This is a genomic window from Rummeliibacillus sp. G93 (assembly GCF_023515935.1).
In the GTDB taxonomy this organism is placed as follows: domain Bacteria; phylum Bacillota; class Bacilli; order Bacillales_A; family Planococcaceae; genus Rummeliibacillus; species Rummeliibacillus stabekisii.
This window is the reverse complement of record NZ_CP097314.1, coordinates 1,071,477-1,084,479: the sequence shown is the minus strand read 5'-3', so window position 1 is coordinate 1,084,479 and position 13,003 is coordinate 1,071,477. Positions and strand designations below refer to the sequence as shown.

The 13,003-nt window shown below is 39.2% G+C and carries 10 protein-coding genes; all 10 read right to left on the bottom strand.

What is annotated here, in order from left to right; all coding sequences use genetic code 11:
* Window positions 1–154: 154 nt before the first annotated feature.
* The gene (locus M2M59_RS05355) at window positions 155–1,114 is read right to left on the bottom strand and encodes an ABC transporter permease (protein ID WP_147194075.1); all 960 of its coding nucleotides are present in this window, start codon (window positions 1,112–1,114) and stop codon (window positions 155–157) included.
* Between the two features lies 1 nt (window position 1,115).
* Entirely contained in the window at window positions 1,116–2,165 is a 1,050-nt protein-coding gene (locus tag M2M59_RS05350) for an ABC transporter permease (RefSeq protein WP_066785777.1), read from the bottom strand.
* Window positions 2,165–3,700: an ABC transporter ATP-binding protein gene (locus M2M59_RS05345; protein WP_249775704.1), complete on the bottom strand. Its 1,536-nt coding sequence runs from the start codon at window positions 3,698–3,700 to the stop codon at window positions 2,165–2,167. Before M2M59_RS05345 ends, M2M59_RS05350 begins: the two co-directional genes overlap by 1 nt.
* 270 nt (window positions 3,701–3,970) lie before the next feature.
* Window positions 3,971–5,038 (bottom strand): BMP family lipoprotein, encoded by a 1,068-nt coding sequence (locus tag M2M59_RS05340; RefSeq protein ID WP_249775703.1) that lies wholly within the window; start codon window positions 5,036–5,038, stop codon window positions 3,971–3,973.
* A 64-nt stretch (window positions 5,039–5,102) separates the two neighbouring features.
* The gene (locus M2M59_RS05335; RefSeq protein ID WP_066785771.1) at window positions 5,103–5,831 is read right to left on the bottom strand and encodes a GntR family transcriptional regulator; all 729 of its coding nucleotides are present in this window, start codon (window positions 5,829–5,831) and stop codon (window positions 5,103–5,105) included.
* 194 nt (window positions 5,832–6,025) lie between these two features.
* Complete coding sequence (locus M2M59_RS05330) at window positions 6,026–8,362, bottom strand: FtsK/SpoIIIE family DNA translocase (protein ID WP_147194081.1); 2,337 nt, start codon at window positions 8,360–8,362, stop codon at window positions 6,026–6,028.
* Window positions 8,363–8,506: 144 nt separating this feature from the next.
* Window positions 8,507–10,180, bottom strand: a complete 1,674-nt coding sequence (locus M2M59_RS05325; protein ID WP_066785766.1) for a ribonuclease J — start codon at window positions 10,178–10,180, stop codon at window positions 8,507–8,509.
* A gap of 208 nt (window positions 10,181–10,388) precedes the next feature.
* Window positions 10,389–11,282 carry a 4-hydroxy-tetrahydrodipicolinate synthase gene (dapA, locus tag M2M59_RS05320; RefSeq protein ID WP_249775702.1) on the bottom strand — a complete coding sequence of 298 codons (894 nt, stop codon included), beginning with the start codon at window positions 11,280–11,282 and terminating at the stop codon, window positions 10,389–10,391.
* A 12-nt stretch (window positions 11,283–11,294) separates the two neighbouring features.
* Window positions 11,295–12,335: an aspartate-semialdehyde dehydrogenase gene (locus M2M59_RS05315; RefSeq protein WP_147194085.1), complete on the bottom strand. Its 1,041-nt coding sequence runs from the start codon at window positions 12,333–12,335 to the stop codon at window positions 11,295–11,297.
* A gap of 80 nt (window positions 12,336–12,415) precedes the next feature.
* Window positions 12,416–13,003, bottom strand: coding sequence for a dipicolinate synthase subunit B (locus M2M59_RS05310; protein ID WP_147194087.1), 588 nt, complete (start codon window positions 13,001–13,003; stop codon window positions 12,416–12,418).

Sequence of the window (13,003 nt, the reverse complement as noted above, 5' to 3'; positions counted from 1 at the left end):
TGGACAGTATTAACTGAGTTAGAAGATGACAATCAACAACTAATGGTTTCTTTATCAGTAGGTAGAAATACTAATAAACTACTAACCGGAAATACACTTATAATTTCCACAAAAAAAGACTACACAGTACAACGACTGCATAGTCTCTTTTAAATTATCTTTTGCCTTTAATATATGGTGTACCCGAAGCTTTTGGTGCTTTGGCTTTTCCAATAAATCCAGCAAGTGCTAGTATTGTTAAAACGTAAGGCAAGATTAATAGAATAACTTGAGGCACATCTTTTACATAAGGGATTGAAGCACCGGCAATACTTAACGATTGTGCTAGACCAAAGAATAACGCAGCCCCAAGAGCGCCCAGTGGATGCCATTTACCAAAGATCATAGCAGCAAGTGCCATGAAACCTTGACCGCTAATGGTTGTCGCGCTGAAGTTCCCAGCGATTGCTTGAGCGTAAATCGCTCCACCAATACCACCTAATGCACCAGAAATCATTACTGCAATATAACGCATTTTGGTAACATTAACACCCATTGTATCAGCTGCCATTGGGTGCTCCCCGACAGAACGTAGGCGTAAGCCAAAAGGTGTTTTATAAATAATAAACCATGCAATAAACGCTACGACAATCGCAAAGATGGACGTACCGTATACATCTGTAAAGAACATTTTTCCAAGCAGTGGGATGTCCTTTAAAACCGGTATATCAAAACGAGAGAAACGTTCAGAAATTGAATCTGTTTGTCCTTTATCATAAATCATTTTAATAGAGAAAACAGCTACTGCTAATCCTAATAAGTTTAGCGCAACCCCTGCTACTGTTTGGTCAGCTCGGAATGAAACAGCTGCAACAGCAAGGATTAAAGAAAAGACCGCACCTACAGCCAATGCAACGAGCAGGCCAACCCATGGCGTCCATCCGCCAAGTGTAGCAGCATACTTTAAGTTGAATACAATACTGCTGAATGCGCCGATAATCATAACCCCTTCAAGTCCAATATTGACAACGCCTGATCGTTCAGTAAATACGCCGCCAATGGCTGTCATGATCAATGGTGCTGCATAGTAGATTGCAGAAGGAATAATAAAATATAACACATCTAAAAAGCTCATGTTATTTTCCCTCCTTTTTTTTCTTGCTTAAACGGTCTAAGCCCACACGAATAATATAACCTGATGCTACGAAGAAGATAATTAATGCGATAACAATGGATACGATTTCCACTGGTATGCCAGCTTCATTCGGCATATTGAGACCGCCATTTTTTAATCCGCCAAAAAGTATTGCGCCAAGTAGTACGCCAAATGGCTGGTTTGCTCCAAGCAACGCAACCGCAATCCCATCAAAACCAATACCAGTAAAGCCTGTCATTTTAGTAATATTACCGAAGGTACCTAGACCCTCCATAGCGCCTCCAAGACCTGCAAAAGCTCCTGAGATAACCATTGCTAGAATGATATTTTTGCTAACATTCATACCAGCATATTCTGAAGCATTTTGGTTAAAACCGACTGATTTTAATTCATAGCCTTGTGTTGTCTTTTCTAAAATAAACCACATGATTAACACCGCAATTAGGGCAATTAGAAAACCCCAATGCAATCTTGAATAATCGGTAAGAGATTCAAAGAAAGGAGAACGAAGTGAAGCAGAATCGTGAATTTTTTCTGTCTTATCGCCCCCATCAGATAATGCAGATATAGTCGCATTGGCTACATGCAATGCAATATAGTTCATCATAATGGTAACGATAACTTCATGGACCTGTAATTTAGCCTTTAATAGGCCTGGAATAAACGCCCATAGAGCACCTGCAGCAGCTGCTGCAAGCAAAGCTAATGGTAGATGAATAATCTTGGGAAGGTCGAAAGCAGAGCCAACATAAGCTGCTGCTAACCAACCTACGATCAGTTGGCCTTCTACCCCGATGTTAAATAATCCTGTACGAAACGCGAATGCTACTGCCAAACCGGCGAACACATACGGCGTGATCTGGCGAACTGTTTCGCCCATGTTATAACTGCTGCCGAATACCCCGTTCCACAGAGCGATATAACCATCCACTGGGTTAAAACCGCTAATAAGCATGACGATTGCGCCAATAATTAAACCTAACACAATCGAAATAAGTGGAACTAGAATATTTACTACTCTTTTAGACACTATGCGTCACCTACCTTTTTACTATGGCCAAGTGAATGGCCAGCCATTAATAGGCCCAATTCTTGCTCTGTTGTTTCTTTTGGCGAAACGGTATCAATAATTGATCCATCGTGAATTACAGCGATGTTATCAGAGACATTCATTACCTCATCCAGCTCAAAGGAAATCAATAGTACTGCTTTGCCTTTATCACGTTGTTCAATTAAACGCTTATGGATAAATTCAATCGCCCCAACATCAAGTCCACGAGTTGGTAGCGCAGCGATCAAAAGATCTGGATCCCGATTAATTTCACGGCCGATAATCGCTTTTTGCTGGTTACCACCTGATAGTGCTCTCGCCTGCGTCATTTCACTTGGTGTACGCACGTCATATTCCTCAATAATATTGCGTGCAATGCTATTAACACGTTTGTAATCAATAATGCCACCCTTTGATACAGGTGATTGGTAATACGTTTGTAAGACGATATTATGTCCAATTGGAAAATCAAGTACTAAGCCATGTTTATGACGGTCTTGCGGAATATGGCCAATCCCTGATTCCGTGATTTTACGTGTTTTCTTGCCGGTAATATCCTTGCCGTTAAGCGATATCTGGCCACTTTTCACTTTACGAAGCCCAGTAATCGCTTCAATCAACTCTGATTGTCCATTGCCGTCTATACCAGCAATACCAACTATCTCACCAGCTCTTACAGCTAAAGACAAATCTTTAACACGATCAATTCCACGATTATCTTGGACAGTTAAGTTCTCAATGTTCAATACTACATCTTTTGGATGAGCAGTTGTTTTTTCCGTTTTAAATACAACCTGACGACCTACCATCATTTCAGCCAGTTGGTCTGGATTAGTTTCTGCAGTAGTAACAGTGCCAATCCCTTGCCCTTTACGGATAATCGTTACTCTATCTGATACATCCATAATTTCTTTTAATTTATGGGTGATTAAAATGATAGATTTGCCTTCTTTAATCAAGCGTTTCATAATTTGTATCAATTCATTAATTTCTTGTGGTGTTAATGATGCAGTCGGTTCGTCAAAGATTAACATTTCAGCTCCGCGGTAGAGCGTCTTTAAAATTTCGACACGTTGTTGCATACCAACCGAAATATCTTCAATTTTCGCATATGGATCAACATTTAATCCGTACTTTTCAGATAACTGCTGAACTTTCTTTGCAGCATCTCGGATATTAACTAAACCCATTTTCGTAGGTTCACTACCCAAAATGATATTTTCAGTTACCGTAAAGTTTTCGACTAACATAAAGTGTTGGTGTACCATCCCAATCCCAAGATCATTAGCCTTATTTGGATCGGTGATTTTGACCTCTTTACCATTCACTTTAATAACTCCCGCTTCCGGTTGATATAGACCGAATAACACGTTCATCAGCGTCGATTTCCCTGCGCCATTTTCTCCTAATAACGCATGTATTTCACCCTTCTTAAGTTGAAGAGTAATATTATCATTTGCTACGAAATCGCCAAATTGTTTGCGTATTCCAAGCATCTCAATGACATAATCCATTTTGCTCACTCCCTTAATCGATCAATATAATATGACGGTATATCAATTAAAATCTTTGGTTAAAAAATTAACACAAGAAGGAATTGAAGAGACTATTTTATTTTCAAACATTTATTCACAATCTAGCAGTATAAAAAATGTTCAAAAAAATAAGAATAAGGGTATTGTAAAAAGGCTCTTCGAAACCCTTCGTCTATTAATCTTTAAACTAAAAAATAGATAAAAAGATCATAAAGACCAATAACTGGCCTTTATGATATGAAGGTGACACTATTTTTCAGGTTTTTCTGGAACTGTAATGTCGCCGCTAATAATTTTTTCTTTGAATTCATCAATTTTCTTCTTAGTGTCGTCAGTAAATACGCCGTGGTCGTCAGCTAAGTCAACACCTTTGTCTTTTAGACCAAATGTAATTGTTTTGCCGCCTGGGAATTTGCCGTCTTTAGTATCTTTAGATACTTTTTCAGCAGCAGTATCAACACGTTTAAGAACAGAAGTTAAAGTGATGTTTGTTTTATCATCCACTTTTCCTTCATCGTATTGGTCGCGGTCTACACCGATTACCCATACATCGGCCTTAGCATCTTTTTTCTTGCGTTCTTTTGCTTCAGTGAATAGGCCGTTTCCTGTACCGCCTGCAGCATGCATGATAATGTCTGTGCCTGAATCATACATACGTTTTGCGATTGCTTGACCTTTAGAAGCATCACCGAATGAACCTGCATATTGGATATCAATTTTTACTTTTGGATTTGCCGCTTTAGCGCCTGCAACAAAGCCAGCTTCGAATCCACCGATAATATCGCCTTCTACACCGCCGATAAATCCGATTTTACCTGTTTTGGATTGTAAAGCCGCTGCAGCACCTGCTAGGTATGAAGCTTCGTTAGCACGGAACATGATTGATGCAACATTATCTTGACCTTCAATAACTGAGTCAATAATGGCAAATTTAGCGTCTTTTTGTTGTTTTGCAACTTCAGATGTAGCATCATGCAAATTGAAACCTACAGCATATACTAAATCGAAATTACGGCGAACAAGGTTGTTAAGGTTTGTATTGTAATCACTTTCAGAAGCTGATTGAAGGTAGTCGAAGCCACCGTTACCTTTTTTCATTCCATTCTCTTCACCAAACTTCTCGATACCTTCCCAAGTTGATTGGTTGAATGAACGGTCATCGATACCACCGATATCAGTAACCATTGCTACTGAGAATTTATCTTTATCACTACCGCTTTTTTTCGATTCGTCCCCTTTGTCTGATCCACATGCCGCAAGCAATGTACCAGAAGCTAGAAGTGCAGAAAGTGCTAAACCAATTTTACGCTTTTTCACTTGAAATCCTCCCAAAAAGTAAATTAATTAAATTTGTTATTGACGATAGCAGGAATGAATACATTTATACGCGTTTACGTATTACATGGAAGCTGAATTTATCAGCTCTAAAATAGTTTTTCGAATATAAGACCAGCCGTTCTTGTTCATCATAATGGAACTGCTTCAGCAACAAGAGAGCTGTCTCGCGTCCGCATTCTAAGATAGGCGAAACGTGCCCATGATAGCCAATCGGATCAATATAAGTGACCGCATAAGCAACATGTATGTCCCCTGATTCTTCTAATGCTTGAAATATCGATAGATTGCGTCTTTTCAAAAAATCTTTCGGCAAATAGTTTGAAGGTACTTGGTCGATACAATATACCACAGGATTATCGTCAGCTGTACGGACCCGTTCAATCGTAATTATCGGATCGCCAGCATCACATTGAAAGCGTTTTAAATCTTCGTCATTCGGAAGCAGCTCGGTAGAGTTTAAATAGACTGTACCGGGCTGCATACCTGCATCTTCTATCATAGAAGAAATACTTGATAACTGTTCAATGCCTGAAGTAAATATGGGCTTTGGATTCACAAAGGTTCCCACACCATGTCTTCTAACAATAATATTTTCTTCTTCCAAAAGTCTTAGTGCTTCCCGAAGCGTCGCACGACTTACCCCAAGTGTCTTCGACAACTCAAATTCAGATGGTAGTTTTTCATTTTCTTTGTAAATCCCTTTTTCTATGTCTGCCTTAAGATGATCGATCACTTGAAGATAGAGATGACGCTGGTCAGACTTTATTGTCAAATTAACCACCACCAGTAGAGATCAGACATCTGACGTAAAACATTCCTACTAATCAGTCATACTATAACACTTTTAAATAACGAAATAAATAACTTTCGAAAAAAACTGTGTTAAAACAGTTAATAAATTTTTAAAAATTGTTGAATTTGCTATTTTTCGTTACTTTGTTAGAAAATTCATAATTGCCGGACGTGCTATTTCCCGATTAATACTTCTCTTGGTTTGCTTTTTTCAGCTGGTCCGACAATACCTCTTTCCTCCATCTGATCCATGATACGAGCGGCTCTAGCGTATCCTATCTTTAATTTTCTTTGCAGATAAGATACAGATGCAGTATCTTGGCTAGCTACCAAATTAACAGCTTCTTCAAAGAGGTCATCTGTATCATCCAAGTCTGTAATTTCCTCTTCTTCAGTAGGAATCATTTCCTCTTGGTATTGGGCTTTTTGCTGTGCTATAACAAAGTCTACAATCTGTTCTACTTCTTGGTCTGAGACAAAAGCCCCTTGTACGCGTACCGGCTTCGACTGCCCAGCTGGTAAAAATAGCATATCCCCCCTACCAAGCAAGCGTTCCGCTCCTCCCATATCAAGAATAGTTCGAGAATCGATTGCGGAAGATACAGCGAATGCTATTCTCGATGGGATGTTAGCTTTAATAATACCTGTAATAACATCCACACTTGGTCTTTGTGTTGCGATAATGAGGTGTATGCCTGCTGCTCTAGCCATTTGCGCTAAGCGTGTAATTGAATCTTCCACATCACTTGAGGCTACCATCATCAAATCGGCTAACTCATCAACAATAACCACAATAAACGGCATCTTGGGATGCTTCTCTCCATTTTCTTTATTAAAACGTTCGATATGTGCATTATATCCCTCTATATTGCGTGTTCCCGTATGTGAAAACAAATCGTAGCGTCTTTCCATCTCATCTACGACTTTTTTCAACGCTTGTGACGCTTTTCTTGCATCTGTCACAACTGGCGCCAATAAATGTGGAATCCCATTATAAACGTTCAATTCTACCATCTTCGGATCAATCATCATCATTTTTACTTCATGAGGCTTTGCACGCATAAGAATACTAATAATAATGCCATTAATACAAACGGACTTCCCACTCCCCGTTGATCCTGCTACTAATAAATGTGGCATTTTGTTCAGCTGTGCAAGTTTTGCTTCACCGGTAATATCTCTTCCTAAACCGATCAATAACTTTTCATCCGGCTTATTGTTTTCTTTGGATTCTAGCACTTCTCTTAGGCTAACTATAGCGACCTCTTTATTAGGAACTTCAATACCAACAGCCGATTTTCCAGGTATTGGCGCCTCTATTCTAATATCCTTAGCAGCCAGGGCTAAAGCTAAATCATCTTGCAATCCTACGATTTTGCTAACCTTCACGCCTCTGTCTGGCAATACCTCATATTCCGTTACTGCAGGGCCTAAATGAACTTGGGTAACTGTGGCTTTTACACCGAATGATTGGAATGTTTGCTCTAATTTCTTAGCATTCCCTTGAATTAATTGAAATTCGCCGCTTTGATCCGTATGCGGTGGTAATTTTAAAGTAGCCATAGCTGGTAATTGATACGCCTCATTCTCCACCTCTGCTGCAGATATTACAGCAGCATCAATTGTATCTGCAGCTGTTTCAGGTTCTTCTTCAGGAATATCTGCTACAGGCTGATCTTGTTGTTGAATTCGTTGCGTAAAGGCAGAAATGATTGGCTCTTTTGGTTGCTCGGGGATTGTTGCTGCATGATATTCTTCATCATTAACGGTATGTTCGATAGTTTCCTCTTCAGACACCGCAGCTTTTCTTTTTCTCTCTTTCTTTTTCTTACTCTTTGCTTCTTGGCGCCTGCTTACAGTGTCCTCTGACTCTTCTTTCATTTCCATAATTGACTGTTTAATCGTTGGCCATTTGCCAGCGATATAAGGAATTAGGGCTTTACCAGTAATTAAAAGGAGTCCAATTAACACCATTAGCCATCCTGCGATATTGGCACCTGCTGCATCAAATAAAGCGAAGAAACAAGCAAAAAGGATAGCCCCAATCATACCTCCTCCTAATGCATGAGAATGCTCTTTAATTCCTCCTGAAGTAACAAGCACTCTCCATGTTTCTTTTAAAACCGAATTATTGTGCAAGGCTTGACCATTAAACAGTTGCTCGAACAAGGAAATGTGGCTGAATAATGTTAAACCACCTGTAATTAGTAAGACACCACCGATCAGGCGGTTTTTCAGATTAGGAATTGTGCGTTTGACCATTAGTAACAACGCACTCACGATGAACAAGAAAGGAACGATGATAGCCCAATTCCCAAATAAAAATAAGGCAATGTATTGGAACGCCTTTCCTACAATTCCATACTCAAAAAAGATAATAATCGCAAGGCCAATTAGTATTAATCCTATGATTTCATATACCAATGGTTGCGTCTTCGTAGCTTTTTTCGTTTTTTTGCTGACTGTTTTTTTACTCTTTGCAGGTTTCTTTTTCGTTGCTTTTTTTGCCATGCAACCACCTACTTTCTTTCGTTGATTAAGGTTTTTTACAATCTTTTTGTTTTGGAAGAATATCTTTATCATGTACATAATAAAACGGAAAAAGGATTTCCTACCATTTTTAAGAGGTAAGGAAATCCTTTTTCCCGCATAACGCTAATATTCCATAATAATAGGGATAATCATTGGTCTTCTTTTGGTTTTTTGGAATAAATAAGAGTTTAGCGTGTCACGGATTTCTTGTTTTATACTTGTCCATTCGTACGAGCCTTTATTCACATAACTTTCGACAACAGCGCGAACTAATTCAGAAGACTCACTTAATAATTCTTCTGATTCTCTTACATATACAAAGCCTCTTGATAAAATTTCTGGACCAGAAGCAACTTTTTTCTCTTTGCGGTTGATGGTCACAACTACGATGAATATACCATCTTGACTTAGCAATTTACGATCGCGTAATACAATATTGCCTACATCGCCTACGCCTATACCGTCAATTAGCACGTTACCGGCAGTGACACGGCCACTCATACGCATTTTGCCGCCTTTATATTCTACAATATCTCCTTTATCTGCAATAAATATTTGGGCTTTAGACATACCTGTTTGTTGCGCCAACTTTGAGTGAGCTATTAACATACGGTAGTCGCCTTGAATTGGGATAAAGTATTTTGGTCGCATTAAATTCAGCATTAATTTCAAATCTTCTTGCGAGCCGTGCCCTGAAACATGCACTTTTTTATCAGCAGACAACACTTTTGCTCCTGCTTTTGCAAGGCTGTTCATTGTGTCTGCGATTTGGACTTCCATCCCTGGTGAAGGTGTGAAAGTAATAAGAACTGTGTCTGTATTTTTAATACGGATATCGCGGTGGTGTTTGCGGATAATTTTTTCTAATCCTTCTAGTGGTTCACCTTGATTTCCTGTTATAATCGCCACAATTTCTTCATCTGCATAATCATTCATTTTATTTGCTGGGATAATTCTGTCAGGATCAACAGATAAGTAACCCAGGCGCATACCAACTTCAAATGCATGCTCTAAGCTTTTACCTATAACAGCGATTTTTCGATCAGCATCAGTTGCTTGATCAAATACTTGCTGGATACGGATAAAATTAGAAGCATATAGCGCAACTAAAATACGGCCTTCTGCATTATGAAAAGTTTTTGCTAACTTCTCCTGTACAACATTTTCGGGAATTGTATAGCCAGGACGTTCTGCTTCAGTAGAATCAGACATCAAGATAAAGACGCCTTCTTCACCCAAGTTTGCCATTTTTGCAAGATCTGGCTTATATTTGCCTTTTGCTGATTGGTCAAACTTAAATTCGCCTGTATGGACAATTGCACCTTCACTTGTATGGAAAGCAATACCCAATGAATCTGGGATACTGTGTGTAGTATGGAAGAATGTCACATAAGTCGTTTGGAAGTTCATGCGACTCTTGCTCGTTACCTCAAAAAACTTAATTTGATATGGTGCAGGCAATTCTTTCAAATGTTCTTTTGCTAATGCGATCGTCAATTTAGATCCATAAACCGGCGCGTTCACTTTTTGTAGTAAATATGCGACAGATCCGATAGCATCTTCATGTCCATGTGTTAAGAAAATACCTTTTACACGTGATTTATTTTCGACTAAGTAAGATATGTCTGGTATGACATAATCAATGCCTAACATTTCGTCTTCCGGAAACATAAGGCCGCTATCCACGACAAAGATTTCTTCATCAATTTCGATAACGTACATTGCTTTGCCGACTTCACACACGCCGCCCAATGGGATGACGCGTATTACTTCATTTTTTGTTATTGTTTTTGCCACTTGTTTTCCTCCTAAATTAATCCCGAACACAAACCACTTACTCCCATTATATAGATAGTTGAGCGTTTTCACAAACAAAAAAGAATGGGTCAATGTCACCCATTCTCGAATCATCTGTGTTCGTTCAAATGTGGACCTTCTAAATCATTCATTCCGTTATAATCACTGCTGAGTTTAATTATGAAAATTCCTTTGTCTCATATACACCTTAGTCAAAACTCTTTTGCTTTTCTTCATATTCTCTCCAAGCAAGATCATATGCCCTCTTCTCCTCAGCTGTTAAAGAAATAATAGGCAGCCTTACACTCTCCGTACCTAATCCTTGCTTTGCTAAGGCATACTTTAAAGTAGAAGGGCTAGGCGTTGCAAATAGTGCCCGTATAAGTGGCAGTAGCGCTTGATGAATGCGGGCAGCTTTTTCATGCTCACCATCATAATATGCCTTCATCATTTTTTGCATATCATATCCAACTAAATGGGAAGCTACAGATACAATGCCTGATCCCCCGATGCTGAGTAACGGCAATGTTAAACCGTCATCTCCAGAATATACTTGAAATCCTTGCGGGGCATTCGCTAAAATTTCTGCCATTTGATCTAAACTTCCACTTGCTTCTTTGACTATTTGTATATTTGGAATATCACTTAATGCAAGAACGGTTTCTGGTGTCATATTAACACCTGATCTTCCCGGAATGTTGTAGAGCATAACCGGCAGAGAAGTCGCTTGCGCAATAGCTGCAAAATGTTCGTACATCCCCTGTTGGCTAGGTTTATTATAATACGGTGCCACTAGCATAATGCCGTCAACACCTGCAGCTTCTGCCTTCTGTGTTAACAGTATTGATTCTTTTGTATTGTTACTTCCTGTTCCTGCAATGACTGGAATTCTCTTATTAGCTTTTTGCACAACATATTGAAATATTCTTATCTTTTCTTCAGAACTTAAAGTAGGAGATTCACCTGTCGTTCCACAGACGACAAGTGAATCTGTCCCATTCGCAATTAAATGCTCAATCAATCTAGCAATCTCTTCATAGTGAATGGTCCCATCTTCATGGAACGGCGTAATCATAGCTGTCGCAATACGACCAATATTCACTCAGCTGCCTCCTTACTTTAGTCCATCTTCAATCATTTTTTCAGCGATTTGGATAGAGTTTAGCGCAGCTCCTTTCAACAAATTATCAGCTACAATCCATAGATGAAAACCTGTATCTTCTGTTAAGTCCTTGCGAATTCGACCTACAAATACATCATCCAAACCATCTGAATATAATGGCATAGGATAGTGCTGTGTTGCAGGGTCATCATGTAATACTACCCCCGGAGCTGTTTTTAAAATCTCTTTTATTTCTTCTACTGACACACCATTTCGCTCTATTTCAATATAAACTGATTCAGAGTGCCCTACTGTTACTGGCACGCGTACACAAGTTGCCGCTACTGGTAATGCTTCATCATGCAGAATTTTTTTGGTTTCATTAATCATTTTCATTTCTTCATAGGTAAAGCCGTTTTCTGTAAATACATCGATTTGTGGTATCACATTGCGTGCAATAGGATAGTGCTTCTTATCGCTTTTTACAGGTAAGATTTGGGCCTCTATTCCTGTAGGCTCATCAAAATGGACGCTTTGTTCTTTTAGCTCATTTACGGCACTGATTCCTGCTCCGGATACAGCTTGATATGTAGATACGATTATTTTCTTCAACCCAAATGCTTGCCGGATTGGCTGAAGTGCTGCGACCATTTGTATGGTAGAACAATTTGGATTGGCTATAATGCCCTGATGTGTTGCAAGATCATTAGGATTTACTTCAGGTACTACAAGAGGCGTATCTGGATCCATTCGAAATGCACTTGTATTATCAATTACGATTGCTCCGCGTTTTGCAGCTTCAGGCGCAAGTTCCTTAGAAACGGATCCTCCAGCGCTAAAAAAGGCAAAATCTATCCCATCAAACGCTTCTGGGGTAGCTTCTTCTATTTTATAACGCTCATTGCCTACTGCTAATTCTTTTCCGGCAGAGCGCTTTGACGCTAAAGGTTTTAATTGTGCCATAGGGAATTTACGTTTGATTAATTGTTCAATAATTTTTGTACCTACAGCCCCTGTGGCACCTACTACTGCTACTGTATATTTTTTCGTCATTATACATCGCTCCTCAGCTAATCATCCAAGTAATGGCGCTATTGTATCATACTTACCTAGTTATTTATATAATAATTAAATTATTTAGTATATTGAATCAATAATGGTTGCAATTGTGCTTTATTTAATGAAGCTTCTACTGTTTTTGCCATCAACGTAAAATCAGATATAAGAGAATTTGGCTTATTGATAGGATCATCTTGCCCAAACGGGATAAAGAAGATATTTTTTGTGTTTAATAGCTTCATAACATTTATTCCATTAAGTCCTAGCGCATCATTCGTAGAAATCCCAAGAACTACTGGGCTTCCATTTCTTAAAGTTGCTTTCGCCGCCATTAATACAGGAGAGTCAGTTGCGGCATTAGCAAATTTACTGATAGAGTTCCCTGTCATCGGAGCAATGACCATACAATCTAAAGGATTTGAGGGTCCAAATGGCTCTGCCTCCGCAATGCTTTTTACCACCTCATTGCCTGCCAAGCTCTCTATTTTCTCAATCCATTCTTCTCCTGTACCAAAACGAGTCGCCGCTGTTAAAACAGAATGCGTGATAATCGGGACAACAGTTGCCCCTAATTCAGTGAGAGAAGTGATTTTAGGTATTACGTCTGCATACGTGCAATGGGAAGCAGTAATCCCTAACCCAATCCGTTTGCCTTGTAGCAT

Coding starts and splice junctions, on each gene's coding strand:
- M2M59_RS05315 (WP_147194085.1), bottom strand. CDS start 12,335: ATGACGAAAAAATATACAGTAGCAGTAGTAGGTGCCACAGGGGCTGTA.
- M2M59_RS05355 (WP_147194075.1), bottom strand. CDS start 1,114: ATGAGCTTTTTAGATGTGTTATATTTTATTATTCCTTCTGCAATCTAC.
- M2M59_RS05345 (WP_249775704.1), bottom strand. CDS start 3,700: ATGGATTATGTCATTGAGATGCTTGGAATACGCAAACAATTTGGCGAT.
- M2M59_RS05330 (WP_147194081.1), bottom strand. CDS start 8,362: ATGGCAAAAAAAGCAACGAAAAAGAAACCTGCAAAGAGTAAAAAAACA.
- M2M59_RS05310 (WP_147194087.1), bottom strand. CDS start 13,003: ATGCTACAAGGCAAACGGATTGGGTTAGGGATTACTGCTTCCCATTGC.